This is a genomic window from Cupriavidus yeoncheonensis (assembly GCF_905397275.1).
Taxonomy (GTDB): Bacteria; Pseudomonadota; Gammaproteobacteria; order Burkholderiales; family Burkholderiaceae; genus Cupriavidus; species Cupriavidus yeoncheonensis.
This window is the reverse complement of the sequence record NZ_CAJPUY010000002.1, coordinates 266,731-292,662: the sequence shown is the minus strand read 5'-3', so window position 1 is coordinate 292,662 and position 25,932 is coordinate 266,731. Positions and strand designations below refer to the sequence as shown.

The 25,932-nt window shown below is 67.4% G+C and carries 25 protein-coding genes; 7 read left to right on the top strand and 18 right to left on the bottom strand.

Annotated features, from left to right (window positions below; genetic code table 11):
- Nucleotides 1-8: 8 nt before the first annotated feature.
- The 5 genes from secF to queA form a co-directional block, all read right to left on the bottom strand.
- Complete coding sequence (gene secF / locus KHO22_RS03590) at nucleotides 9-980, bottom strand: protein translocase subunit SecF (RefSeq protein WP_211945725.1); 972 nt, start codon at nucleotides 978-980, stop codon at nucleotides 9-11.
- 24 nt (nucleotides 981-1,004) lie between these two features.
- Nucleotides 1,005-2,870: a protein translocase subunit SecD gene (gene secD, locus KHO22_RS03585; RefSeq protein WP_211945724.1), complete on the bottom strand. Its 1,866-nt coding sequence runs from the start codon at nucleotides 2,868-2,870 to the stop codon at nucleotides 1,005-1,007.
- Nucleotides 2,871-3,067: 197 nt separating this feature from the next.
- Entirely contained in the window at nucleotides 3,068-3,394 is a 327-nt protein-coding gene (gene yajC / locus KHO22_RS03580) for a preprotein translocase subunit YajC (protein ID WP_211945723.1), read from the bottom strand.
- Between the two features lie 185 nt (nucleotides 3,395-3,579).
- A complete protein-coding gene (tgt, locus tag KHO22_RS03575; RefSeq protein ID WP_211945722.1) occupies nucleotides 3,580-4,710 on the bottom strand; it encodes a tRNA guanosine(34) transglycosylase Tgt in 1,131 nt (376 codons plus the stop codon).
- Nucleotides 4,711-4,756: 46 nt separating this feature from the next.
- The gene (gene queA, locus KHO22_RS03570; RefSeq protein WP_211945721.1) at nucleotides 4,757-5,806 is read right to left on the bottom strand and encodes a tRNA preQ1(34) S-adenosylmethionine ribosyltransferase-isomerase QueA; all 1,050 of its coding nucleotides are present in this window, start codon (nucleotides 5,804-5,806) and stop codon (nucleotides 4,757-4,759) included.
- Nucleotides 5,807-5,962: 156 nt separating this feature from the next.
- Between queA and recG the strand changes: the two genes are divergently transcribed.
- The 4 genes from recG to ubiA all read left to right on the top strand — a co-directional run bounded on the left by recG (nucleotide 5,963) and on the right by ubiA (nucleotide 10,978).
- Entirely contained in the window at nucleotides 5,963-8,161 is a 2,199-nt protein-coding gene (gene recG / locus KHO22_RS03565) for an ATP-dependent DNA helicase RecG (protein ID WP_211945720.1), read from the top strand.
- A gap of 110 nt (nucleotides 8,162-8,271) precedes the next feature.
- Nucleotides 8,272-9,222, top strand: a complete 951-nt coding sequence (locus KHO22_RS03560; protein WP_211945719.1) for a LysR substrate-binding domain-containing protein — start codon at nucleotides 8,272-8,274, stop codon at nucleotides 9,220-9,222.
- A 238-nt stretch (nucleotides 9,223-9,460) separates the two neighbouring features.
- The gene (locus KHO22_RS03555; RefSeq protein WP_211945718.1) at nucleotides 9,461-9,946 is read left to right on the top strand and encodes a Dps family protein; all 486 of its coding nucleotides are present in this window, start codon (nucleotides 9,461-9,463) and stop codon (nucleotides 9,944-9,946) included.
- 174 nt (nucleotides 9,947-10,120) lie between these two features.
- Entirely contained in the window at nucleotides 10,121-10,978 is an 858-nt protein-coding gene (gene ubiA, locus KHO22_RS03550) for a 4-hydroxybenzoate octaprenyltransferase (protein ID WP_211945717.1), read from the top strand.
- Between the two features lie 94 nt (nucleotides 10,979-11,072).
- Here the strand turns inward: ubiA and proC are convergent, their stop codons facing one another.
- Both proC and KHO22_RS03540 read right to left on the bottom strand, forming a co-directional pair.
- Nucleotides 11,073-11,909, bottom strand: a complete 837-nt coding sequence (gene proC / locus KHO22_RS03545; RefSeq protein ID WP_211945716.1) for a pyrroline-5-carboxylate reductase — start codon at nucleotides 11,907-11,909, stop codon at nucleotides 11,073-11,075.
- Between the two features lies 1 nt (nucleotide 11,910).
- Nucleotides 11,911-12,642 carry a YggS family pyridoxal phosphate-dependent enzyme gene (locus KHO22_RS03540; protein ID WP_211945715.1) on the bottom strand — a complete coding sequence of 244 codons (732 nt, stop codon included), beginning with the start codon at nucleotides 12,640-12,642 and terminating at the stop codon, nucleotides 11,911-11,913.
- 78 nt (nucleotides 12,643-12,720) lie between these two features.
- On the opposite strand from KHO22_RS03540, the gene KHO22_RS03535 reads away from it, so the two are divergent.
- The 3 genes from KHO22_RS03535 to KHO22_RS03525 all read left to right on the top strand — a co-directional run bounded on the left by KHO22_RS03535 (nucleotide 12,721) and on the right by KHO22_RS03525 (nucleotide 15,503).
- Nucleotides 12,721-13,764 carry a type IV pilus twitching motility protein PilT gene (locus tag KHO22_RS03535; protein ID WP_211945714.1) on the top strand — a complete coding sequence of 348 codons (1,044 nt, stop codon included), beginning with the start codon at nucleotides 12,721-12,723 and terminating at the stop codon, nucleotides 13,762-13,764.
- A gap of 61 nt (nucleotides 13,765-13,825) precedes the next feature.
- Nucleotides 13,826-14,965 carry a PilT/PilU family type 4a pilus ATPase gene (locus KHO22_RS03530; protein ID WP_211945713.1) on the top strand — a complete coding sequence of 380 codons (1,140 nt, stop codon included), beginning with the start codon at nucleotides 13,826-13,828 and terminating at the stop codon, nucleotides 14,963-14,965.
- A gap of 43 nt (nucleotides 14,966-15,008) precedes the next feature.
- The gene (locus KHO22_RS03525) at nucleotides 15,009-15,503 is read left to right on the top strand and encodes a glutathione peroxidase (protein ID WP_211945712.1); all 495 of its coding nucleotides are present in this window, start codon (nucleotides 15,009-15,011) and stop codon (nucleotides 15,501-15,503) included.
- 16 nt (nucleotides 15,504-15,519) lie between these two features.
- On the opposite strand, the gene KHO22_RS03520 is transcribed toward KHO22_RS03525, so the two are convergent.
- The 11 genes from KHO22_RS03520 to KHO22_RS03470 all read right to left on the bottom strand — a co-directional run bounded on the left by KHO22_RS03520 (nucleotide 15,520) and on the right by KHO22_RS03470 (nucleotide 25,889).
- On the bottom strand, nucleotides 15,520-16,209 hold the full coding sequence (locus tag KHO22_RS03520) for a helix-turn-helix transcriptional regulator (protein WP_211945711.1): 690 nt from the start codon (nucleotides 16,207-16,209) through the stop codon (nucleotides 15,520-15,522).
- A gap of 22 nt (nucleotides 16,210-16,231) precedes the next feature.
- Nucleotides 16,232-16,603: a VOC family protein gene (locus KHO22_RS03515; RefSeq protein WP_211945710.1), complete on the bottom strand. Its 372-nt coding sequence runs from the start codon at nucleotides 16,601-16,603 to the stop codon at nucleotides 16,232-16,234.
- An 86-nt stretch (nucleotides 16,604-16,689) separates the two neighbouring features.
- A complete protein-coding gene (locus KHO22_RS03510; protein WP_211945709.1) occupies nucleotides 16,690-17,415 on the bottom strand; it encodes an LrgB family protein in 726 nt (241 codons plus the stop codon).
- Entirely contained in the window at nucleotides 17,412-17,804 is a 393-nt protein-coding gene (locus tag KHO22_RS03505; protein ID WP_211945708.1) for a CidA/LrgA family protein, read from the bottom strand. The genes KHO22_RS03510 and KHO22_RS03505 overlap by 4 nt, the downstream gene beginning before the upstream one ends.
- Nucleotides 17,805-17,887: 83 nt before the next feature.
- Nucleotides 17,888-19,141 carry a glycolate oxidase subunit GlcF gene (glcF, locus tag KHO22_RS03500; protein ID WP_211945707.1) on the bottom strand — a complete coding sequence of 418 codons (1,254 nt, stop codon included), beginning with the start codon at nucleotides 19,139-19,141 and terminating at the stop codon, nucleotides 17,888-17,890.
- Between the two features lie 43 nt (nucleotides 19,142-19,184).
- Nucleotides 19,185-20,306, bottom strand: coding sequence for a glycolate oxidase subunit GlcE (gene glcE / locus KHO22_RS03495; RefSeq protein WP_211945893.1), 1,122 nt, complete (start codon nucleotides 20,304-20,306; stop codon nucleotides 19,185-19,187).
- Nucleotides 20,307-20,343: 37 nt separating this feature from the next.
- A complete protein-coding gene (locus KHO22_RS03490; RefSeq protein WP_211945706.1) occupies nucleotides 20,344-21,264 on the bottom strand; it encodes an ion transporter in 921 nt (306 codons plus the stop codon).
- Between the two features lie 14 nt (nucleotides 21,265-21,278).
- Nucleotides 21,279-22,799, bottom strand: a complete 1,521-nt coding sequence (locus tag KHO22_RS03485; RefSeq protein ID WP_230426734.1) for an FAD-linked oxidase C-terminal domain-containing protein — start codon at nucleotides 22,797-22,799, stop codon at nucleotides 21,279-21,281.
- A gap of 230 nt (nucleotides 22,800-23,029) precedes the next feature.
- Nucleotides 23,030-23,548 (bottom strand): GNAT family N-acetyltransferase, encoded by a 519-nt coding sequence (locus tag KHO22_RS03480; protein WP_211945705.1) that lies wholly within the window; start codon nucleotides 23,546-23,548, stop codon nucleotides 23,030-23,032.
- A gap of 14 nt (nucleotides 23,549-23,562) precedes the next feature.
- Entirely contained in the window at nucleotides 23,563-24,453 is an 891-nt protein-coding gene (locus KHO22_RS03475) for a LysR substrate-binding domain-containing protein (protein ID WP_211945704.1), read from the bottom strand.
- Between the two features lie 5 nt (nucleotides 24,454-24,458).
- On the bottom strand, nucleotides 24,459-25,889 hold the full coding sequence (locus tag KHO22_RS03470; protein ID WP_211945703.1) for an FAD-binding oxidoreductase: 1,431 nt from the start codon (nucleotides 25,887-25,889) through the stop codon (nucleotides 24,459-24,461).
- Nucleotides 25,890-25,932: the final 43 nt, after the last annotated feature.

The window sequence follows — 25,932 nt, the reverse complement described above, 5'->3', positions numbered from 1 at the left end:
CGTCAGGCTCAGGCCTGCGCGCCGTAGTTCGGGTCGTCGCGATCCGGGCCGCCGGCCTTCTTCTCGCCCTTGACCAGGTCTTCGCGCTTGACGCCAAACCACATGGCCAGCGCCGCGGCAACGAATACCGACGAGTAGATGCCGAACAGGATGCCGACCGTCAGCGCCAGTGCGAAGTAGTGCAGGGTGGGGCCGCCGAAGAAGAACATCGACAGCACCATCATTTCGGTCGAGCCGTGGGTGATGATGGTCCGCGACATCGTGCTGGTGATCGCGTGGTCGATGACTTCGTGCGTGGTCATCTTGCGGTACTTGCGGAAGGCCTCGCGGATCCGGTCGAAGATCACGACCGACTCGTTCACCGAGTAGCCGAGCACCGCCAGGATGGCCGCCAGCACCGACAGCGAGAATTCCCACTGGAAGAACGCGAAGAAGCCCAGGATGATCACCACGTCGTGCAGGTTGGCGATGATGCCCGCCACCGCGAACTTCCACTCGAAGCGGAACGACAGGTAGAGCACGATACCGATCACCACGCACAGCAATGCCAGCAGGCCGTCGGTCGCCAGTTCCTTGCCGACCTGCGGCCCGACGAACTCCACGCGTTGCAGCTTGACGTCAGGCGTGGCGGCCTGCAGCGCGCCGATGACCTGCTCGCTCTGCTGGGCCGAGGTGACGGGCTTGCCGTCGGGGCCCTTCTGCAGCGGCAGGCGGATCATGACGTCGCGCGAGGTGCCGAAGTTCTGCACCTGGATGTCGTGGTAGCCCAACTGGCCGACCTGGCCTCGGATCTTTTCGAGGTCGGCCGCCTGCTGGTAGTTGACCTCCATGACCGTGCCGCCGGTGAACTCGATCGACAGGTGCAGGCCCTTGTGCCACAGGAAGAATACGGCCGCGGCAAACGTCAGGAAGGAGACCACGTTGAAGACCAACGCGTGCTTCATGAACGGAATGTCGCGCCGGATGCGGAAGAATTCCATGATGTTGTCCTGATGAATCCGTGCTTACTTGGCGACCGGGGTGTCCGCACCCGGTTTCCAGATCTGGCCGATGGCCACGCTCTGCAGCTTCTTCTTGCGGCCGTACCAGAGGTTGACCAGGCCGCGGTTGAAGAACACCGCCGAGAACATCGAGGTCAGGATGCCCAGGCAGTGCACCACGGCAAAGCCGCGCACCGGGCCGGAGCCAAAGGCCAGCAGTGCCAGGCCCGCGATCAGCGTGGTGACGTTGGAGTCCAGGATGGTGGCCCACGCGCGGTCGAAGCCGACGGCGATCGCCATCTGCGGCGAGGCGCCGGCGCGCAGTTCCTCGCGGATACGCTCGTTGATCAGCACGTTGGCGTCGATGGCCATACCGAGCACCAGCGCGATAGCGGCGATGCCCGGCAGCGTCAGCGTGGCCTGCAGCATCGACAGCACCGCGATCAGCAGCAGCAGGTTGATGCCCAGCGCCGCCACCGAGAACACGCCGAACAGCATGTAGTACAGGACCATGAACACGGCAATGGCGCCGAAGCCATAGGCGACCGAATCAAAACCCTTCTGGATGTTGTCCGCGCCCAGCGACGGGCCGATCGTGCGTTCCTCGATGATCTCCATCGGCGCGGCCAGCGAGCCGGCGCGCAGCAGCAGGGCCAGGTCGTTGGCGGCTTCGGTCGAGTAGGAGCCGGTGATCTGGAAGCTCGAACCGAGTTCGGACTGGATCGTCGCCACGGTCAGGACCTCGCCCTTGCCCTTTTCGAACAGCACGATGCCCATCGGCTTGCCGATGTTCTCGCGCGAGACGTCGCGCAGCACGCGGCCGCCCTGGGCGTCGAGCTTGATGTTGACCGACGGGCGCTGGTTCTGGTCGAAGCCGGCCGAGGCGCTTTCGATGCGGTCGCCGGTGAAGATGACCTGCTTCTTCAGCACCACCGGGGCGCCGTTGCCCTGCGTGAACAGCTCGCTGCCAAACGGGACCGGGTCGCCCGCGCGCGGGTTGCGCGGTGCGTCGGGGTCGGCCAGGCGGGCTTCCAGCGTGGCGGTACGGCCGATGATGTCCTTGGCCTTGGCGGTGTCCTGCACGCCTGGCAGCTGCACCACGATACGGTCGGAGCCTTGCTGCTGGATCACGGGCTCGGCCACGCCGAGCTCGTTCACGCGGTTGTGCAGGGTGGTGATGTTCTGCTTGACGGCGGCGTCCTGCACGGCCTTGCGGGCGGCTTCCGTAAAGGTGCCGACCACGTTGTTGCCGTCCATGGCGAAGGCCAGCTCGCGCAGGTTGTCGGCCAGGATGGCGCGGGCGCGGCTGCCGTCGTCGGCATTGCTGAAGCGCACGGTCAGCTTGTCGCCTTCGCGGTCGATGCCGCCGTGGCGCACGTTCTTGTCGCGCAGCAGGGTACGGGCGTCGCCCGAGAGGCTGTCGAGTTTCTTGTCGACGGCGCCCTTCATGTCGACCTGCAGCAGGAAGTGCACGCCACCGCGCAGGTCCAGGCCCAGGTACATCGGCAGCGCGTGCATCGCGGTCAGCCAGCGCGGCGAGCCCGACAGCAGGTTCAGCGCGATCACGTAGGTCGGATCGGCCGCGTCGGGGTTGAGCGTGCGCGTCAGGACGTCCTTGGCCTTGAGCTGGTCGTCGGTGGTGCGGAAGCGCGCCTTGACCGAGCCGGACTGGCCGGAAACATCGAAGAACACGCCGTCAGGCTGGAGCTGGTTCTGGGCCAGGATCTCTTCCACATGCTTCTGCATGGAAAGGTCCACCTTGACCGTGGCCTTGCCCGAGGAGACCTGCACGGCAGGCGCCTCGCCGAAGAAATTCGGCAGGGTATAGATGATGCCGATGGCCAGGGCCACCAGGATCACGACATATTTCCAAAGCGGATAACGATTCATCTCTGGCCAGTCATTCTGCGGTTGGCGGATTCGCCGGGGGCCCGAGGGGCACGCCGGCAGCGCCGGACCGGTTGGCAAACAGCCGCCTGGCCGCCACGGGAAGACCCTTCACGGGCCCACGGGCTGATCAGGCGGCTGCCAGGGCATGCGCACGCGGGCACGCCGGAAAAGATAAAGGGCAGTGTCGCGAACGGGAATCAGAGCGACTTCAGCGAGCCCTTCGGCAACACTGTGGTCACGGCGTTCTTCTGCACGGTGATTTCGGTGCCCGGGGCGATTTCCAGGCTGACGTACTGGTCGGTTACCTTGGTCACCCTGCCCAGGATGCCGCCGGCCGTGACGACTTCGTCGTTCTTGGCGAGGGCTTCCAGCATGGCCTTGCTTTCCTTCTGGCGCTTCATCTGCGGGCGGATCATGATGAACCACAGCACGCCGAACATCAGAATGATGGGCAGGAAGCTCATCAGGCCACCCGCTGCGCCGCCGGCACCGGCGGTCTGGGCGAATGCATTAGAAATCAGCACGTTGATTCTCCGTCACAAAAGTATTCAAGTAATCGATCATTCTATCACCCGTGTCGGGCCCGCCCCGGCATTCTAGGGCGGAATTCGGGTTTGTTCGGGGTGCGTTGCGGGCGACTTGCCGCCAATGCCGGCAAGGCCCGCCACAACCCCGGTATTCGACCGCGCCGGGACGGAAAGTTCGCGGCTCAGCGCGTGCCGCGCGCGCGGTCGCTGGCAAACTGGCGGCGGAAGTCGCCGAAGCGGTGTTGTTCGATCGACTCGCGCACTTCGCGCATCAGCTGCAGGTAGTAGTGCAGGTTGTGGATGGTGTTCAGGCGCGCGCCGAGGATCTCGCCGACGCGGTGCAGGTGGTGCAGGTAGGCACGCGAGAAATTGCGGCAGGTGTAGCAGGCGCAGCTTTCGTCGAGCGGGCGCGGGTCGTTGCGGTGCGCGGCGTTCTTGATCTTGACGTCGCCGAAGCGCGTGAAGAGCCAGCCGTTGCGCGCGTTGCGGGTCGGCATCACGCAGTCGAACATGTCGACGCCGGCGGCCACGCCGGCCACCAGGTCTTCGGGCGTGCCCACGCCCATCAGGTAATGCGGCTTGTCGGCCGGCAGGCGCGGCGCCACGTGCTCCAGCACGCGCATCATGTCTTCCTTGGGCTCGCCCACCGACAGGCCGCCGATGGCGAAGCCGTGGAAATCCAGTTCCGACAGGCCGGCCAGCGATTCGTCGCGCAGGTCTTCGAACATGCCGCCCTGGACGATGCCGAACAGCGCATTCGGGTTGGCCAGGCGCTCGAATTCGTCGCGCGAGCGCTTGGCCCAGCGCAGGCTCATGCGCATCGACTTGGCGGCCTCTTCGTGCGTGGCGGGACGGCCTTCGATCTCGTATGGCGTGCATTCGTCGAACTGCATGACGATGTCCGAGTTCAGCGTGCGCTGGATCTGCATCGAGATTTCGGGCGACAGGAACAGCTTGTCGCCATTCACGGGCGATGCAAACGTGACGCCATCTTCGGTGATCTTGCGCAGATCACCGAGCGAGAATACCTGGAAGCCGCCGGAGTCGGTCAGGATCGGCTTGTCCCAGCCGATGAAGCGGTGCAGGCCTTCATGTGCATTCACGACGTCCAGCCCCGGGCGCAGCCACAGGTGGAAGGTGTTGCCCAGGATGATCTCCGCGCCGATCTCGTTCAATTCGAGCGGAGACATGGCCTTGACCGAGCCATAGGTGCCGACCGGCATGAAAATGGGCGTTTCGACCACGCCGTGGTTCAGGGTGACGCGGCCGCGGCGCGCGTTGCCGTTGGTGGTGAGGAGTTCGAAGTTGAGCATGGCGGGATTCGGTTCTGGCTTCAGGGCTGGCGCTTGTCTGCAGATTTCACTGGCGGGTCAGGAACATCGCGTCGCCGTAGCTGAAGAAACGGTAGCGCGCCTCGACCGCGTGTCGGTAGGCGGCGCGGATGGCTTGCACGCCGGCCAGCGCCGACACCAGCATCAGCAGCGTCGACTTGGGCAGGTGGAAGTTGGTGATCAGGGCATCGACCAGGCGGAACTGGTAGCCCGGCGTGATGAAGATGTCGGTGTCGCCGCTGCCGGCGTCCAGCGTGCCGTCGGCCTTCGCGGCCGATTCCAGCGCGCGCAGCGAGGTCGTGCCCACGGCGATGACGCGCCCGCCGCGCGCACGCGTTTCGCGCACGGCCGATGCCAGTTCCGGCGAGATCGCGTACCACTCCGAGTGCATCTTGTGTTCGGCGATATTCTCGGTGCGCACGGGCTGGAAGGTGCCGGCACCGACGTGCAGCGTCAGGAAAGCGCGGCGCACGCCGGCGGCGTCGAGCCGGGCAAACAGCGCATCGTCGAAATGCAGCCCGGCGGTCGGCGCGGCCACGGCGCCGGGGTTGCGCGCGTAGACGGTCTGGTAGCGCGTTTCGTCGTAGGCGTCAGGGTCGTGCGTGATGTAGGGCGGCAGCGGCAGGCGGCCGTACTGCTCGATCAGGTCCAGCGCGGGTTCCGGGAAGCGCAGCGTGAAGAACTGGTCGACACGCGGGCCGACGGTAACGGCAAAGGCATCCTCCGCCAGGTGCAGCTGGCTGCCCTCGGCGGGGGTCTTGGACGCACGCACCTGGGCCAGCACGGTGTGGGTATCCAGCACGCGTTCGACCAGCACCTCGACCTTGCCGCCGCTGGCCTTGTGGCCGAAGAAGCGCGCCTTGATCACGCGCGTGTCATTGAAGACCAGCAGGTCGTCGGGCCGGAGGTATTCGGTGATGTCGCTGAAGGCACGGTCGGCCAGCCGGATTGCGTCGGGCTGCTCGCCGGGCGCCAGGCGCTCGACCACCAGCAGCCGGCTGGCGCTGCGGTCGGGCAGGGCGCTCTGTGCAATCAGTTCGGGCGGCAGCGGGAAATCGAAATCGGACAGCGTCAGCATGAGGAAACGGCAAGGCCCGGTCAGGCGCCGTATGGAGCGGTACGGAGCGGCAACCGGGATAGGTACAATCGGCGAATCCGATATTGTAAGGCTTGGGCGCCAGGCGCCGCCCGGCCCGGTGTGATACCCCTTATTTCTCCGCCTGCCCGACTGCCGATGCCCGGAACCGCCACCGAACCGACCCAGGACAAAGCCGAAGCCCCAGACTCGGCGCCGTCGTCAGCACCGTCTTCAGCGCCGTCTGCGAAGGGCAAGGCCGCAGGCAAGGACGGCAAGCCATCGTCCGCGGTCGCGCGGCTGGCCAAGATGGGCCTGCGGCGCAGCGTCGACCTGGTGCTGCACCTGCCGATGCGCTACGAGGACGAGACCACGCTGATGCCCATCTCCGAAGCGATCCGCCGCGCCGGGCTCGGCCAGCCCGCGCAGGTCGAGGGCGAGGTCATCTCGAACGAGGTCACCTTTCGCCCGCGCCGCCAGCTCGTGGTGAAGATCGCCGATGACAGCGGCGAGCTGACGCTGCGGTTCCTGAATTTCTACGGCAGCCAGACCAAGCAGATGGAGGAAGGTGTGCGCCTGCGCGTGCGCGGCGAAGTCCGCGGCGGCTTCTTCGGCGCCGAGATGGTGCACCCCACGGTGCGCCCGGTGGTGCCGGACGAGCCCCTGCCGGACCGGCTCACGCCGGTCTACCCGGCCACCGCAGGCATTTCGCAGGCCTATCTGCGCAAGGCGATCTCCGGCGCGCTGTCGCGCACGCCCATGCCCGAAACACTGCCCGCGGCCGTGTTGCAGGGCCCGCTCGCGAAGCTGAAGCTGCGCCCGCTCGGCGAATGCCTGCGCCTGCTGCACACGCCGCCGCCGCAGGAGAGCGAGGCGGCGCTGGCCGACCGTTCGCATCCGGCCTGGCTGCGCATCAAGTTCGACGAACTGCTGGCGCAGCAGATCTCGCTGCGGCGCGCCCATGAGGCGCGGCGCGAGAAGAACGCGCCCTCCATGCCCCGGCACGAAGGCGGCCTGCTGACGCGGTTCCTGGCAGCCCTGCCATTTCGCCTGACCGGCGCGCAACAGCGGGTGGTCGGGGAGATCGCGGCCGACATGACCGCGCAGCACCCGATGCACCGGCTGCTGCAGGGCGACGTGGGCAGCGGCAAGACCATCGTGGCGGCGCTGGCGGCGTGCCAGGCCATCGACGCCGGCTACCAGGCCGCGATCATGGCGCCGACCGAAATCCTGGCCGAGCAGCACTACCGCAAGCTGTCGGCGTGGCTGGAGCCGCTTGGCGTGCCGGTGGTGTGGCTGGCCGGCAGCCTCAAGGCGCGCGAAAAGCGCGCGGCCGTGGCGCGCGTGGAATCGGGCGAGGCCCGGCTGGCGATCGGCACGCACGCGCTGATCCAGGACACCGTGCGCTTTGCCCGGCTCGGCCTGTCGGTGGTGGACGAGCAGCACCGCTTCGGCGTGGCGCAGCGGCTGGCGCTGCGGGGCAAGGCCGCCGGCACCGAGCCGGCGCCGGCTACGGCTGCGGTCGCGCCGGAAACCGTACCGCACCAGCTCATGATGTCGGCCACGCCGATCCCGCGCACGCTGGCCATGACCTACTACGCGGACCTGGATGTGTCGGTGATCGACGAACTGCCGCCGGGCCGCACGCCGATCGTCACGCGCCTGGTCAACGACGAGCGCCGCGACGAAGTCATCGAGCGCATCCACCATGCGGCGGCCGAGGGCCGGCAGGTCTACTGGGTCTGCCCGCTGATCGAGGAAAGCGAGGCGCTGCAGCTGCAGACCGCCGTGGAAACCTACGAAACGCTGGTTGCCGCCTTGCCGGACCTGCGCGTCGGGCTGGTCCACGGCCGCCTGCCGCCGGCCGAGAAGGCGTCCGTGATGGACGACTTCAGCGCCAACCGCCTGCAGGTGCTGGTGGCCACCACGGTGATCGAAGTGGGCGTGGACGTGCCCAACGCCTCGCTGATGGTGATCGAGCATGCCGAGCGCTTCGGCCTGGCGCAGCTCCACCAGTTGCGCGGCCGCGTGGGGCGCGGCACCGCCGAGTCGGTCTGCCTGCTCATGTACCAGGCGCCGCTGTCGCCCACCGCGCGCGAGCGGCTGGCGACCATGCGCGAGACCACCGACGGCTTCGAGATCGCGCGGCGCGACCTCGATATCCGCGGGCCAGGCGAATTCCTCGGTGCGCGCCAGTCCGGCGAAGCCATGCTGCGCTTTGCCGACCTGAACACCGATGCCTGGCTGGTCGAGTACGCGCAGGAAGCCGCGCAGCTCATGCTGACGCAGTTTCCGGAAGCCGTGGAGGCCCATCTGTCGCGCTGGCTGGGCGGCCGCGAACACTACCTGAAAGCCTGATCGGCGGCTGATCTTCGCGTTTCGGTGTCCTATGCGCCGCATTCGTGCAGTGTTCTGACAGATTCCGCAATCGAAGGTAAAATCTATCGCCTATCGAAAATTGATTAGTCATGACGCTCACCGAACTGAAGTACATCGTCGCCGTAGCGCGGGAGCGCCATTTCGGCCGTGCTGCCGAGGCTTGCTTCGTGTCGCAGCCCACCCTGTCGGTGGCGATCAAGAAGCTGGAAGACGAACTCAACGTGCAGATCTTCGAGCGCGGCACCTCGGAGGTCTCCGTGACTTCCGTAGGCGAGCAGATCGTGGCCCAGGCCCAGCGCGTGCTCGAACAGACCATGGCCATCCGCGAGATCGCCAAGCAGGGCAAGGACCCGCTGGCCGGCCCGCTGCGCGTGGGCGTGATCTACACCATCGGGCCCTACCTGCTGCCGTCGCTGGTCAAGCAGATGATCGGGGCCGTGCCGCAGATGCCGCTGATGCTGCAGGAGAACTACACGGTCAAGCTGATCGAGCTGCTCAAGCAGGGCGAGATCGACTGCGCCATCATGGCCGAGCCGTTTGCCGACTCCGGCCTCACCGTGCGCCCGCTCTATGACGAGCCGTTCGTCGTCGCGGTCCCGCGCGGGCACCAGCTCGCCGAGGTCAGCCACGTCGATCCGGATGAACTGAAACAGCAGACCATGCTGCTGCTCGGCAGCGGCCATTGCTTCCGCGACCACGTGCTGGGCGTCTGTCCGGAGCTGTCGCGCTTCTCGCAGGCATCGGACGGCATCCAGAAGACGTTTGAAGGCTCGTCGCTCGAAACCATCCGCCATATGGTCGCCAGCGGCGTCGGCATTACCGTGCTGCCGCGCACCTCGGTGCCCGACATGAAGGCCAAGGGCGATATGCTGGCCTACGTGCCGTTCGCCGACCCGGTGCCGGACCGCCGCGTGGTGCTGGCCTGGCGCAAGAGCTTCACCCGCCTGCCCGCCATGGAGGCGCTGGCCGGCGCGGTGGCGGCGTGCGAGCTGCCGGGCGTGCGCAAGCTCAATGCCAAGGAGTTGGCCGAGGCGGCCTGACGCACTTCCGCATGCCGTGAATCGGGGCCGCCATGAGCGGCCCTTTTTCATGGCGTACGCGGCAATGGCTTTGCTGAATGCCGGACGGAAATCTTCCGCGCGCAGGCCGGGCCCTTCAAGCGGTGGGCAGGCTGGGGTTTGTCCGGGCTTGCAGGGTAGTGCAATAATGTCGGGGCTATGCCGCTCGGCTCGGTCGTGTGGCAATCCTCGTGCTTTTCCAGAATGGAGCGTACTTACCATGGCAAAGAAGAATGAGATGAGCGTGAATATCGGCATCTCCGACAAGGACCGCAAGAAGATCGCGGAAGGCCTGTCCAAGCTGCTGGCCGATACCTACACCCTCTACCTCAAGACCCACAACTTCCACTGGAACGTGACGGGCCCCATGTTCAACACGCTGCATCTGATGTTCGAGACGCAGTACACCGAACTGGCGCTGGCCGTGGACTCCATCGCCGAGCGGATCCGCGCGCTGGGCTACCCGGCTCCGGGCACCTACAAGGAATATGCGCGCCTGTCGTCGATCCAGGAAGAAGACGGCGTGCCGGAAGCCACCGAGATGATCCGCAAGCTGGTCGAAGGCCAGGAGTCCGTGATCCGCACCGCGCGTTCGATTTTCCCGCTGGTCGATGCCGCCAGCGACGAGCCCTCGGCCGACCTGCTGACCCAGCGCATGCAGACGCACGAAAAGACGGCGTGGATGCTGCGCTCGATGCTGGCCTGATTGGCCGTCTGATTGGCCGTCTGATTGGCCTGACTGCCATGCCGGCACGACGCGCCGCAACCGTCCTGGCTGCGGCGCGTTTGCGTTCGATGCGCCGCTGCGCGCTGAACCCGTGTCCCTCCGATTCCTCCTGCCTCCGCTGTTGCCGTGCTGCTTTCCTGTCCCCGAGCCCCCATGTCTGAACGCCTTGCCCTCTATGCCCGCCTGGTGCGCATCGACAAGCCCATCGGCACGCTGCTGCTGCTGTGGCCCACGCTGTGGGCGCTGTGGATGGCAGCCGGCGGCCCGCCGGCCCTGACCGTGTTCTGCATCTTCTTTGTCGGCACGTTCCTGATGCGCTCGGCGGGCTGCGCCATCAACGACTACGCCGACCGCGACTTCGACAAGCACGTCAAGCGCACGAAGGAACGGCCGCTGACGGCGGGCAAGATCGCGGCATGGGAAGCGCTGCTGGTAGCGGCGGTGCTGGCGCTGGCCGCATTCGCGCTGATCCTGCCGTTGAACAGCCTGACCAAGTGGCTGGCAGTCGTGGCCGCCGTGGTCGCCGGAACCTATCCGTTCTTCAAGCGCTTCTTCGCGATTCCGCAGGCCTACCTGGGCATCGCGTTCGGCTTCGGCATTCCGATGGCGTTTGCCGCCGTGCAGGACCAGGTGCCGCCGGTGGCGTGGGTGATGCTGCTGGCCAATGTGTTCTGGGCGGTCGCCTATGACACGGCCTATGCGATGGTCGATCGCGACGACGACCTGCTGATTGGCATCAAGACCTCGGCCATCACGTTCGGCCGCTTCGATGTGGCCGCGATCATGGTTTGCTACGCGGCCTTTCTGGGGCTGATGGCGTGGGCCGGCTCGCTGCTGTCGCTGGGATGGCCGTATTGGGTGGGCCTGGCCGCAGCGGCTGTCTGCGCGGGCTATCACTACACCCTGATTCGCGACCGCGACCGCATGCGCTGCTTTGCGGCGTTCCGCCACAACAACTGGCTGGGCGCGTGTGTGTTTGCCGGAACGGCGCTGGCCTACGCCATCCGCTGATGTTCTTCCCCTCCGCCCGCTTGCGGGAGAGGGGAGCGACCTTGCCGCATGGCAGGCGGTGTCGGCACCAGGCGTGCCCGCCACGCCATGCCGCTCAATCCTTGCCGAACTCTTCCCCCATCTCCTTCCCACGCGCCGCGGCGGCGTGCATGGCCCGCACGAACGCATCCGCGATGCCGGCGCCTTGCATGGCCGTCAGCGCGGCATACGTCGTACCGCCCTTGGACGTCACCCGTTCACGCAACGTGGACACCGCTTCCGGCGACTCGCCGGCCAGCGTGGCGGCGCCCAGGAAAGTCTGCACCGCCAGTTCACGGCCTTGCCGGGCGCTCAGTCCGAGTTCGGCAGCGGCACGTTCCATCGCTTCGATGAAGAAGAACACATAGGCCGGGCCGCTGCCGGAAATCGCCGTGACGGCGTCGATCTGGTCGTCGCCATCGACCCACGCGCACTTGCCCACGGCTTCGGCCACCGCGGTGGCAATGGCGCGGTCCTGCGCCGACAATCCGGCAGGTGAAGCCAGGCCCGTCATGCCCATGCCCGAGAGCGCGGGGGTGTTCGGCATGGCGCGCACCAGCCGGGCACGGCCACCCAGCCAGCGCTGCATGTCCTGCAGGCGGATGCCGGCGGCCACGCTGATGACGAGGTTGCCGGCGCCGCTTGCGGGCAAGTAAGGCAGCAGGCTGGCCGCGGCTTCGCGGAACTGCTGCGGCTTGACGGCCAGCACCAGAACGTCGGACGCGCCGAAGGCCGCATCCGGCGCGCCGGACGCATGCACGCCCAGGTCGCGCGCCAGGCGCTGTTGTGCGTCGGCGAACGGGTCGACCACGCGGATGGATCCGGCAGGCACGCCGCGCGCGATCAGGCCGCCGATCAGGGCGGTGGCCATGTTGCCGCCACCAAGGAAGCCGAAGGTCAGGGTTTCGAGCATGTCAGTCTCTGGCTGGAAGGGAATTGGGGAATGCTGTCGTGGCGCTCACGCGCGCGCCGAAGATGGCCGTGCCGATGCGCACGATGGTGGCGCCTTCGGCGATGGCGGCATCCATGTCGCCCGACATGCCCATCGACAGGGTATCGAGCGGCAGGTCCGCCGTTCGCAGCGACTGCAACAGGGCGCGCATCGCGGCAAACGGCCGGCGCTGCGCGGCCGGGTCGCTCGCGGGCTCGGGAATCGCCATCAGCCCGCGCAGGCGCAGTCCGGGCAGGGCGGCCACCGCGCGGGCCAGTTCCGGCACGTCTTGCGGGGCGACGCCGCTTTTGCTGGCTTCGTCGCTGATATTCACCTGGATGCAGACCTGCAGCGGCGCCATGCCGGCCGGACGCTGCTCGGACAGCCGCTGCGCAATCCTGAGTCGGTCGATCGCATGCACCCAGTCGAAATGCTCGGCCACCAGCCGCGTCTTGTTGCTTTGCAGCGGCCCGATGAAATGCCACGCGATCCGGCTGCGCAGATCGCCCAGCGCCACGATCTTTTCGACGCCTTCCTGCACGTAGTTTTCGCCAAAATCGCGCTGTCCGGCCTCGAATGCCTCGCGCACGATGCCGGGCGCGACGGTCTTGGAAACGGCCAGCAAGGCCACGTCTTCAGGGACTCTTCCGGCTTGTTGTGCCGCCGCCGCGATGCCGCGGTGCACAGCTTGCAAGTTGGCGGCAATTACAGACATAATCCGGCGGACATACAGAAGAAGTAAAAAGAAGTACGAAAAGTACTAACTACAATTATTCGGGTGGGGTCATTATAGATGGACATCGCGCAGCTATTGGCTTTCGCAGTCAAGAACAAGGCGTCCGATCTACACCTCTCGGCGGACATGCCGCCGATGGTGCGTATCCACGGCGACATGCGGCGCATCAACGTCGCTCCCATGGCGCACAAGGATGTCCACGCCATGGTGTACGACATCATGAGCGACTCCCAGCGCAAGAGCTACGAAGAACGGCTGGAGATCGATTTCTCGTTTGAAATCGCCGGCCTGTCGCGTTTCCGGGTCAATGCCTACAACACGCAGCGCGGCGCGGCCGCGGTGTTCCGTACGATTCCCTCCAAGGTTCTCTCGCTCGAAGAGCTGCGCGCGCCGGCGGTATTCGCCGACCTGTGCATGAAGCCGCGTGGCCTGGTGCTGGTGACCGGGCCGACCGGCTCGGGCAAGTCCACCACGCTGGCGGCAATGGTGGACCACCGCAACGACAACGACATGGGCCACATCCTCACGGTGGAGGACCCGATCGAATTCGTGCACCAGTCCAAGAAGAGCCTGATCAACCAGCGCGAACTGGGCCCGCACACGCATTCGTTCGCCAACGCCTTGCGCTCGGCGCTGCGTGAAGACCCGGACGTTGTGCTGGTCGGCGAATTGCGCGACCTCGAAACCATCCGCCTGGCGCTGACCGCGGCGGAAACCGGCCACCTGGTCTTCGGCACGCTGCACACCAGCTCCGCGGCCAAGACCATCGACCGTGTGGTCGACGTGTTCCCGCCCGAAGAGAAGGACATGGTGCGAACCATGCTGTCCGAATCGCTGGAGGCGGTGATCTCGCAGACGCTGCTGAAGACGCGCGACGGCAACGGCCGTACCGCCGCGCACGAGATCATGATCGCCACGCCGGCGATCCGCCACCTGATCCGCGAAAACAAGATCGCGCAGATGTACTCGATGATGCAGACCAGCAGCGGGCTGGGCATGCAGACCCTGGACCAGTGCCTGTCGGACCTGATCAAGCGCAGCATGATCAGCTACAGCGACGCACGGGCCATTGCCAAGAACCCCGACGCCTTCATGGGCTGAGGCCCGCGCCTTGCCCTCCGGCCGCGCCACCGCGGCGGCCGCTTCCTCGCAGGACCATGCCATGCTCGACCGCGAATCCACCGCCAAGTACATCAACGACCTGCTCGAGATCATGGTGAGCAACCGCGGGTCGGACCTGTTCATCACATCCGACTTTCCGCCGGCCATCAAGGTCGACGGCAAGATCACGCCCGTCTCGCAGCAGCCGCTCAACCCGGCGCAGGCTCTCGGCCTGGTGCGCTCGATCATGAACGAGCGCCAGGTCAAGGAGTTCGACGACAGCCGCGAATGCAACTTCGCCATCTCGGCGGCCAAGGCCGGGCGCTTCCGCGTGTCGGCGTTCATCCAGCAGGGCAAGGCGGGCATGGTGGTGCGGACCATCAACACGCGCATTCCGTCGGTGTCGGACCTGGACCTGCCGCCCACGCTGCATGAGATCGTCATGTCCAAGCGCGGCCTGGTGATCGTGACCGGCGCCACGGGCTCGGGCAAGTCGACCACGCTGGCGGCGATGCTGGACCACCGCAACGCGCATTCCTACGGCCACATCATCACGATCGAGGACCCGATCGAATACGTGCACGCGCACCAGAACTGCGTCGTCACGCAGCGCGAAGTGGGCATCGACACCGAGTCCTGGCACGTCGCGCTGAAGAACACGCTGCGCCAGGCGCCCGACGTGATCCTGATCGGCGAAATCCGCGACCGCGAGACCATGGAATACGCGATGCAGTACGCGGAGACCGGCCACCTGTGCCTGGCCACGCTGCACGCCAACAACGCCAACCAGGCCATCGACCGCATCGTCAACTTCTTCCCCGAGGAAAAGCGCCAGCAATTGCTGATCGACCTGTCGCTGAACCTGAAGGGCATGATCTCCCAGCGCCTGCTGCCGCGCGCGGGCCGCAAGGGGCGCGTGCCGGCCGTGGAAATCATGATCGGCACGCCGCTGGTAGCCGACCTGATCTTCAAGGGCGAGATCCACGAACTCAAGGAAGTGATCAAGAAATCGCGCGAGCAGGGCATGGTTTCCTTCGACCAGGCATTGTTCGACCTGCACGAAAGCGGCAAGATCACGTACGAGGACGCGCTGCGCAATGCCGATTCGCTCAATGACCTGCGGCTGATGATCAAGCTGCACAGTGCCACCAGGAAGGACGCCGACCTCGGCGCCGGCACCGAGCACCTGAACGTGATCTGATCCGCGCGGCCCGCCCGCGTCCGATCCAGGAGGCTAGTCCATCATGAGCAATGTCTACCAGTTCGAAGCCAATTCCCTTGCCGGCCAGCCGGTGCCGCTGTCGCAGTTTCGCGGCAAGGTGCTGCTGATCGTCAACACCGCCAGCGAGTGCGGCTTCACCCCGCAATACGCCGGCCTGCAGGCGCTGCACGATGCGTATGCCGCGCGCGGGCTCGAAGTGCTGGGCTTCCCGTGCAACCAGTTCGGCAAGCAGGAGCCCGGCGACGCGCAGCAGATCGGCCAGTTCTGCGAAGCGCGCTTTGGCGTCACGTTCCCGATGTTCGCCAAGATCGACGTGAAGGGCGCCGACGCGCATCCGCTGTACCAGTGGCTGACCAGCGAGAAGCGCGGCGTGCTCGGCACACAGGCCATCAAGTGGAATTTCACCAAGTTCCTGCTGCGTCGCGACGGCACGGTGTACAAGCGCTATGCGCCGATGACCAAGCCCGAAGAGATCCGCGCGGACATCGAGACGCTGATGGCCGATCCCGCCGCCTGAGGCGCTAGGTTCGGCGCTACGTTCCGCTGGCCCGCACCGCGCGCAGGAAGCCATTGAGCGAGCGGTCCGGCGTTTCGTGGAAATGGTCGTCGAGCATGCTGATCGCGCGGCAGCGGTCCAGGCGGAAACTGCGGTAGTCGGTGCGCGTCGTGCACCATGCCGCCAGCAGCCACGCATTGCCCCAGAAGAACAATCCCAGCGGCTGCACCACGCGTTCGGTGACGCGCTGTTCCGCGTCGCAATAGTCGAGCAGCAGCAGCTTCTGCGCGCCCAACGCACCGTGCACGACATCGAACGCCTCGCGCACCTGCGCGCGGTTGACGTACTCCGGCGCGAACACGCGGCTTTGCTGCGCGGCCAGCCGGCGCGGCGGCGGCAGCGCGGCCATCAGTTTTTCCAGCGCCGGGTCGGCCGCGGCTGCCAGCGCGCCGCCGCCCCAGGCCTTGAGCAGGCGCAGGCCGGCCACCAGCGCTTCGACTTCGAGAGCGGTGAACATCAGCGGCGGTATATCGAAATCGGCGCGCAGCCGGTAGCCGATGCCGGCCTCGCCCTCGACCGGCACGCCTGACAGCGACAGCGCCTGGATGTCACGGTAGACGGTGCGCTCGGACACGCCGAGCCGCTGCGCGAGCAGCGCCGCCGTGGTCAGGCGGCGTCCGCGCAGGACCTGGACGATCTGGAACAGGCGGTCGGCGCGGCGGCTCATCGGTCCTCCGGTGTGGCGGGCGTCAGCCCGCGATCGGCTCGTGCAGGCCGATGCGGTTGCCTTCGCTGTCGGCGATATGCGCGATGCGGCCGATGTCGCCGGGCAGCTGCAGCGGGCCGAACACGGTCTTGCCGCCGGCATGGGCCACGCGCTGGAGCAGGGCGTCGAGCCCCGGCGCATGCAGGTAGGGCACCGGGCCGTAGTGCTGGCTGGGCCGGTAGCCTTCACCGGCCACCAGCGCGCCGCCGGGGTCGGGATTCGGGAACACCGCCATGTCGACCTGGCTCATGGTCTCGCGCCTGAGCGTCGTTTCGAACACCTGCTCGTAGAAGTGGATCGCACGCTTCATATCGTCGACGGGGATCTCCAGCCAGTTGATCAGGCCATTGCTCATGATGGACTCCTTGGTCACGGGGAAAGGAGTCCGCATCTTGCGCCGGGGCTGCTGACAGCGTCCTGTCAGGAGCATGGCAGCAGGAATCAGTGCGGCATCCACGCCGCCAGCACCGGCACCATGATGGCTGTCAGCACGCCGTTCAGGCCCATGCCCAATGCGGCGAACGCGCCGGCCTCCTGGTTCACCTGGAACGCGCGCGCAGTGCCGATGCCGTGCGCCGCCACGCCGGTGGCGAAGCCGCGCACGGTGTAGTCGCGGATGCGCAGCAAGTTCAGCACGCTGGTCGCGCTGACGGCGCCGATGATGCCGGTGGCCATCACCAGCACCGCGGTCAGCGAAGGCAGTCCGCCGATCTTCTCGGCCACGCCCATCGCGATCGGGATCGTCACCGACTTGGGCGCGAGCGACAGCACCGTTTCGCGCGAGGCGCCGAGCAGCCATGCGATGCCAACCGCCGACACCACGGCCACCAGCGACCCGGCCACCAGCCCGACCAGCAACGGGAAGACGTGCGTGCGCAGCTTGGGCAGTTGCAGGTAGAGCGGTACGGCCAGTGCCACGGTGGCGGGGCCGAGCAGGAAGTGCACGAACTGCGCGCCGTCGAAATAGGTCTTGTACGGCGTGCCGGTGACCGTCAGCACCGTGACCAGCAGCGCGACGGCGATCATCACCGGGTTGGCGAGCGGCGAAAAGCGCGAGCGCTCGTAGATGCGGAACGCGAAGACGTAGGCGAGCAGCGTGGCGGTCAGCCCCACCAGCGGGCTCGCGGCCAGGTAGACCCAGATCTCGTTGAGGCGCGGCGTCATCATGCCTGTTCTCCGCTGTTGTCCGCGACGCTGGCCGCCTGCGGCGCCGGTCCCGCGGGCTTGCGCATCAGCATGCGCGTGACCACGGCGGTGGTGGCGATGGCAAGCCACGTCGATACCACCAGCGCGATCAGGATCGGAAACCACTCGCCCTCGATGCGGCTGGCGTGGACCATGATGCCGACGCCGGCCGGCACGAACAGCAGCGACAGGTGCTTGAGCAGTTCGCTGGTGGTGCCCTGGATGATGGGCAGCAGGCGGTCGTCGAAGACGAGCCAGCCGAACAGCAGGATCATGCCCAGCACGGGGCCGGGCACCGGCAGGTGCAGCGCGTAGCTGATCACCTCGCCGACGGATTGGAAAACCAGGAGGATGGCAAAGGTCTGGAGCATGGGGCGTCTTGGGTTGTACTGATTTCCCCTCTTCCGCAGGCGGGAGAGGGGCGACAACCACACCGCCCCGATTCCGGGGCTCTTCAGCCCAGCATCTTGTCCACCAGTTCGATCCAGTGCATGACCGGCGTTTCGGTACCGCCCTGCAGGTGGGTGATGCAGCCGATATTGGCCGACACGATGGCTTCGGGCTGGGTCGCCTGCAGTTTGGCGAGCTTGTCGTCGCGCAGGCGGTAGGCCAGTTCCGGCTGCAGCACCGAATACGTGCCCGCCGAACCGCAGCACAGGTGGCTGTCAGCGCAGAGTTTGACTTCCACGCCGAGGCCGGTCAAGAGCGCTTCCACCTTGCCGCGGATCTGCTGGCCGTGCTGCAGCGTGCACGGCGGATGGTAGGCCACGCGGCGGCCATCGCGCGGCACCGCGCCGGCACGCGCACGCAGCGCATCGGCAAAGTCCGGCAGGATCTCCGACAGGTCGCGCGTCAGCGCCGAGACGCGGCGCGCGCGCTCGGCGTACTGCGGGTCGTTGCGCAGCAGGTGGCCGTAGTCCTTCACCATCGCGCCGCAGCCTGAAGCGGTCATGACGATCGCTTCCGCGCCGGCTTCGATATGCGGCCACCACGCATCGATATTGCGGCGCATATTGTCGAGGCCGCCATCGTGGTCGCCCGTGTGGAAGCGGATGGCGCCACAACAACCGGCTTCGCGCGCCACCACCAGTTGTACGCCGACACGGTCGAACACGCGCGCCGTCGCGGCATTGATGTTGGGCGACATCGCGGGCTGCACGCAACCGTCGAGCAACAGCATCTTGCGCGCGTGCGCGGTGCGTGGCCACTGGCCGGGCGCGGCGGTCTTGCCGAGTTCCGGCACCTTGTTGCGCAGCGTGGCCGGCAGCATCGGGCGCACCATTTGCCCGAGCTTCAGTGCCGTGCCGAACAGCGCCGGACGCGTCAGGCCTTCGCGCAGCACCCAGCGCGTCACGCGTTCGCGCGCGGGGCGGCGGATGCCGCGGGCTTCGAGCTGGTCGTCCACCACCTGCCGGCCGATGTCCACCAGCCGTCCGTAGCGCACGCCCGACGGGCAGGTCGATTCGCAGTTGCGGCAGGTCAGGCAGCGGTCCAGGTGCAGCCGCGTGCTTTCGCTGACGGCATGGCCTTCCAGCACCTGCTTCATCAGGTAGATGCGTCCGCGCGGGCCGTCGAGTTCATCGCCGAGCAGCTGGTAGGTCGGGCAGGTAGCGGTGCAGAAGCCGCAGTGCACGCATTTGCCGACGATGGACTTGGCTTCCTCGCCTTCGGGCGTATTGCGGAGAAAATCGGCCAGGGTCGTTTGCATGGTGTGGGGTGTGGTTGCCTTGGCGTTGAACGGTGCGCGCGGCTCAGAGGCCGGGATACATGCGCTGCGGATTGAAAATGCCGGCCGGGTCGAAGCTGGCCTTCAGCCGCGTATGGATCGCGGCCAGCGGCGACGCCAGCGGCGTGAACACGCCCACCGACTTGTCGCCGTTGCGGAACAGCGTCGCATGCCCGCCGACCGCCTGCGCAATGCCGCGCACGAGCCCGGCATGGTTGCCGTCCGGACCCGCACCCGCCCCCGCACCGGCTTCAGGCAGCCACCAGCGCTGTCCGCCGCCCCACTCGACCAGTTGGGAGCCGGGCAGGTCCAGTGGCGCCGAGGTCGGCGGCACGGCCAGGCGCCACAGCGCACGGCCTTGCAGGGACGGAGCGAAGAACGCATGCGTCTGCTCGCGCAGCGACTGCCAGAACGCCAGGCCGTCATCCGGTCCGACGGCCTCGCCGCCGAGCCGCGCGCGCGCGGCCCGTACCGCCGCGGCAGCGCCGGACAGGCGCACATGCAGCACGCCTTCGTGCCAGGCCGATGCGGCGATCGGCAACGGCTGGCCGCCCCACTGGTTCAGGCGGTCGATGGCCTCGGCCTGGCTCATCTCGAAGCGCAGCGTGGCGTCGTCGAACGGGGTCGGCAGCACCTTGACCGAGACCTCCAGGATCAGCCCGAGCGTGCCGAGCGAGCCCGCCAGCAGCCGCGACACGTCATAGCCAGCGACGTTCTTCATGACCTGGCCGCCGAAGTTCATCACCTCGCCCTGGCCGTCCATCATCTGCGCGCCCAGCACGAAATCGCGCAGCGCGCCGGCCGATTGCCGGCGGGGCCCCGACAGGCCGGCGGCCACGGCGCCGCCGAAGGTCGCCGCGCTGGGTTGGCCCGGCGCCGCGAAATGCGGCGGCTCGAATGCCAGCATCTGGCGCTTTTCCGCCAGCGCGGCCTCGATCTCGGCCAGCGGCGTGCCGCAGCGCGCGGTGATGACCAGCTCGGCCGGATCGTATTCGACGATGCCGCGATACGCGCGCGTATCCAGCAGCTGGCCGTCCATGGCCTGGCCGTAGAAGTCCTTGCTGCCGCCGCCGCGCAGGCGCAGCGGCGTGCGCGTCTCGGTGGCATGCCGCACGGCATCGCGGAAGGAGTCGAGAGTGGCTTGCATGTGGGTCCGGTTCTGGTGCTGGTACGTGTCGCCGTGGTCAGGCATCTTTCCGGCGTCCGCCGGCGGGATCGCCCGGGACCTCCGGGCGATCATTCTGGTATTCGGGCAACTGGCTGCCGCAATGCTTGCAGTACTCCGCGTCCGGGTCATGCCCCTCGGTCAGGCAGTGCGTGCAGCTGCGCGTGGTGAGCGGACGCTTCATGATGCTGGCCGCCAGCTCGGCACCGACAATGCCGGTCGGGAACGCGATGATGCCGTAGCCCAGCAGGATCGTCAGCGAGGTGATGAACTGCCCCAGCGGCGTCTTCGGCACCATGTCGCCGAAGCCGGTGGTGGTCAGCGTCACCACGGCCCAGTACATGCTGACGGGGATGCTGGTAAAGCCGTGCTGCGGGCCTTCCACCACGTACATGATGGTGCCCAGGATCACGGTGATGATGAACACCGTGCCCAGGAATACGAAGATCTTGCGCCGGCTGTTGGCCAGCGCGCGGTACAGGATCTCGGCTTCCTCGAAGTACACCGTGAGCTTGAGGATCCGGAACACGCGCAGCAGCCGCAGCAGCCGCACGTCGATCAGGAACGCCAGCTCCGGCAGGAAGAACGCCAGCCAGGTCGGCATGATCGAGAGGAAGTCGATGACGCCGAAAAAGCTGAAGACATAGCGAAAGGGCCGCCGCACCACCAGGATGCGCATCACGTACTCGGCCGTGAACAGCAGCGTGAACATCCATTCCAGCACCGTGAACAGCTGGCGCAGGTGTTCGTTCACGCCCTGCAGGCTGTCGATCATCACCACCAGCACGCTGGCCACGATGGCCACCAGCAGCGCGATATCGAACAGCCGTCCCGCGCGGGTGTCGGCCTCGAAGATGATCGTGTACCAGCGCTCGCGCCAGCCGGTCTCGGGCCGGCCCAGGCGCTGGCGCAGGGTCTCGTTGGTCTGGCGTGGCGGCATGGCTGGCGTGCCGTTCAGAAGCGTGGCAGGTCGGGGTGGGGCAGCAGGCCCTTCTTCACGTGCAGCTTGCCGTATTCGGCGCAGCGCGCGAGCGTGGGAATGGCCTTGTCCGGGTTCAGCAGGCGTGCCGGATCGAACGCGGCCTTGACGCCGAAGAAGGCTTCGCACTCGGCGCGCGAGAACTGCACGCACATCGAGTTGAGCTTCTCGACGCCCACGCCGTGCTCGCCGGTGACCGTGCCGCCCAGTTCCACGCAGGCTTCCAGGATGTCCGCGCCGAACAGTTCGGCGCGGTGCCATTCGTCCTGGTCCGCGCCATCGAACAGGATCAGCGGATGCATATTGCCGTCGCCGGCATGGAACACGTTGATGCAGCGCAGCGCGTACTTGCGCTCCATTTCCTCGATGCGCCGCAGCAGCGTGCCGATGTGCTTGCGCGGGATGGTGCCGTCCATGCAGTAGTAGTCGGGCGAAATGCGGCCCGCCGCCGGGAAGGCGTTCTTGCGCCCGCTCCAGAAGCGCAGGCGCTCGGCCTCGTTCTGCGATACCACGATGCGCGTGCAGCCCGAGGCGGTCAGCACTTCGCTCATGCGTTCGATTTCCTCGGCCACTTCCTCGGGCGTGCCGTCGGACTCGCACAGCAGGATGGCGGCGGCGTCGAGGTCGTAGCCGGCGTGCACGAATTCCTCCACGGCGGCCGTGGCGGGCTTGTCCATCATCTCCAGCCCGGCCGGGATAATGCCGGCGGCGATCACCGCGGCCACCGCGTTGCCGCCTTTCTCCACATCGTCGAAGCAGGCCATGATCACCTGCGCAAGCTGCGGCTTGGGGATCAGCCGCACGGTGACTTCAGTCACCACGCCGAGCATGCCTTCGGAGCCGATCATCGCGGCCAGCAGGTCCAGGCCCGGCGCGTCCGGGGCTTCCGAGCCGAACACCACGACTTCGCCTTCCATCGTCACCGCGCGCACGCGCAGCACGTTATGCACGGTCAGGCCGTACTTCAGGCAGTGCACGCCGCCGGAGTTCTCGCTGACATTGCCGCCGATGGTGCAGGCGATCTGCGACGACGGGTCCGGCGCGTAATACAGGTTGTGGGGCGCGGCCGCGTCCGAGATGGCCAGGTTGCGCACGCCGGGCTGGACCACGGCGGTGCGCGAGTGCGGATCCACCTTCAGGATGCGCTTGAACTTGGCCAGCGACAGCACCAGGCCTTCGGCGATCGGCATGGCGCCACCGGACAGGCTGGTGCCGGCGCCGCGCGGCACCACGGGCACACCCAGCTTGTGGCACAGGCGCAGGATCGCGCAGACCTGTTCCTCGGTGTCGGGCAGGGCCACGGCCATCGGCACCTGGCGGTAGGCGGCCAGGCCATCGCATTCGTAGGGAACGGTGTCTTCCGGTTTCCACAGCAGCGCCGCGTCGGGCAGGATCTGCGCCAGGCCCGCCAGCAGCGCGCTGCGGCGGCCGTCGTCGGCGCCCTTGCTGCCAGGGCTGGCGCTGGCGCTCAGTGGGGCTTCGTGCGGGGCATTCATGGCAACTCCTGTGGGGCCGGTCTGCGAGGCCGGCGTGCGGCCGGAGGGGACGGGTGACGACGGGTGACTATAGCGCAGCGCCTGCGCCGCCAGCACGCCGGGGTACGTGAATTCGGCGCGCCAGGCCGATCAATAATGCTCATCATGCGCGCAGCCCATCGCGCTGGCGTGGCCTGTCAATTCAGCGTAGCACCGGGCGGCGCGTGCAGGAAAGGCCGCGCCGTGCAGGGTCAGGACGCCGCCGGGGCAGGCAGGCGGACCATCATGTCGACCTTGTCGTGGAAGTGCGGCGCAATGTACAGCGCGTCGGGTTCGAGCCCGAAACGCACGAAACCGAGCGACTCGTACAGGCGCACGGCGCCGGTGCTGCCCGCGTTGACGCACAGCGTGACCTGGCGTACGCCCGGCATGGCCGCGGCGCGCCGCAGCGCAAGCTCCATCAGCGCGCGGCCGAGCTTGCGGTCGCGCCAGGCGGGCGCGACGTACATGCCCCAGATAAAGGCCTTGTGCCGGTGCTTGGCCCTGGCTTCGCGCATCACGCCGACCACCCCGGCCAGCGCGGCGCCGTCGAAGGCCCCGAACACGGCGCCATCGTCGCTCGCCGCGAGGCGGCCGGCCACGACGGGGATCGGCAGGTCCTTTTCCTCGTCCAGGCTGGAGGCGAATGCCTCGGGCGCCTCGACCAGTCCTTCCAGGCGCAGGGCCTGGAACACGGCGGCATCGGCGGGGCTCAGCAGGCGCAGTTCCATCGCAGGTTTCGTCCTTACCAGTCCAGGCTCAACAGCCAGTCGACGAAGTAGCGCGCCTCGGGCTTGAGCGGCGCGTGTTCGCGTTCGACGATGTAGTAGCCGTGCGGCGAGACCGATTCGACATCGAGCAGCCGCACCATCTGCCCCAGCGACAGCCAGTGCCGCGCCATGCGCTGGCGCACCAGCGCCACCCCCTGGTTCGAGGCGATCGCTTCCAGCATCAGGCCGATATCGTTGAACTGCGGTCCGGTCTGCGGCTCGGGCCAGTCCAGGCCGGCGGTCTCGAACCACGGCTTCCAGGGCTCCAGCGGGCTGCGCAGCAGCACCAGGCCGTGCAGGTGTTCAGGCCTGGTGATGGCGCGGCCGTTGACGCGCTCGTAGTACTCGCGCCCGCAGGCCGGGAACACGGGCTCGACCAGCAGCCTGGTGGTCTTCAGGTCCGGGTAGCGGCCGGTGCCGTAGCGGATCTCGACATCGCTGTCCTCGGCCTTCACGTCCAGGAACGGGATGGCCAGGTGCAGTTCGATGTCGATATGCGGGTACAGCGCGCCGAACTCGGGCAGGCGTGGCACCAGGTGCTGGCGCCCGAAGGTCGGCGGGATCGCCACGCGCAGGCGCGTGCGCAGCTTGTTGTACTCGGGCCGCGCCAGTTCGTTGAGCGACTTGAGCGCGTCCTGCACGTTGCGCAGGTAGCGCGTGCCGGCCGCGGTCAGGCGCAGCGCGGCGTTCGAACGCACGAACAGGTCTTCGCCCCAGAGTTCTTCGAGGTTCTTGATGCGATGCGACACCGCGCTGGGCGTGACCGACAGCTCTTCGGCCGCGCGCGCGAAACTGCCCAGGCGCGCCGCGGCTTCGAAGGCCACCAGCAGGTGCAGCGGCGGGACGCGGTTGAACATCGACGCCATCCCGCTCAGCCGGCCGGGCCGCGCACGGAGCGGAAGATCTTGCCCGGGTTCAGGATGCCGTTGGGATCGAGCGCTTGCTTGATCACGCGCATCAGGTCCAGCGCATCCTCGCCGTGCTCGCGCACCAGGAAATCCATTTTGTGCAGGCCCACGCCATGCTCGCCGGTGCAGGTGCCGCCCATCGCCAGCGCGCGCTCGACGATGCGGCGGTTGATGTCCTCGGCCTCGGCCATCTCTTCCGGCTTGCCGGGGTCGACCAGGATCGCCACGTGGAAATTGCCGTCGCCGACATGGCCGACGATCGGGCAGGGCAGCGACGAGGCGATCAGGTCCTGCTCGGTCTCGGCGACGCAATCCGCCAGGCGCGAGATCGGCACGCACACGTCGGTGGTCACCGCGCGGCAGCCGGGCTTGAGCTGCAGCATGGCGAAGTAGGCGGTATGGCGCGCGTTCCACAGGCGGCTGCGGTCTTCGGGCCGCGTGGCCCATTCGAAGTCCTGGCCGCCATGCTCGGCGGTGATCTGCTGCACGGTCTCGGCCTGCTCGCGCACGCCGGCCCCGGTGCCGTGGAACTCGAAGAACAGGTGCGGCATTTCCGGCAGCGTCAGGTTGTCGTGCCGGTTGATGGCGCGGATGGCCAGCGCATCGACGAACTCGACGCGCGCGACCGGCACGCCAAGCTGGATGGTCTGGATCACGGCCTGCACCGCGCTGCTCATGCTCGGGAACGCGCAGACCGCGGCGGAAATCGCCTCGGGCTGCGGGTACAGGCGCACGGTCACCTCGGTGATGATGCCCAGCGTCCCCTCGCTGCCGACGAACAGGCGCGTCAGGTCATAGCCCGCCGACGACTTGCGTGCCTGCGTGCCGGTGCGGATCACGCGTCCGTCGGCGGTCACCACGGTCAGTGCCAGCACGTTCTCGCGCATGGTGCCATAGCGCACCGCATTGGTCCCGGAGGCCCGCGTGGCGCACATGCCGCCCAGCGACGCGTCGGCGCCCGGGTCGATCGGGAAGAACAGGCCCGTATCCTTGATCTCCTGGTTCAGCTGCTTGCGCGTGACGCCCGGCTGCACGGTCACGGTCAGGTCTTCCGGCTGGATCGCCAGCACCCGGTTCATTTGCGACAGGTCCAGGCTGATGCCGCCGGCTACGGCCAGCAGATGCCCTTCGAGCGAAGAGCCCGCGCCGTAGGCGATCAGCGGCACGCCGTGCTGGTTGCAAAGGCGCGCGACCTCGGCGACTTCCTCGGTGCTGTGGGCGAACACGACGCCGTCCGGCAGCGCCGGCGGGAACGGCGATTCATCGCGGCCATGGTGCTCGCAGACGCCGGCCGAGGTCGAGAAGCGGTCGCCGAAGCGGGCCTGCAGCGCGTCACGCAGGGCGGGCGGCAAGGGGCGGCGTGCCAGGGCGGCGTGTGGCGTGGGGTGGTTCATGCAGGTCTCCGGCGGGTCGCCGCGGCGTGCAGCCAGGCTTCCG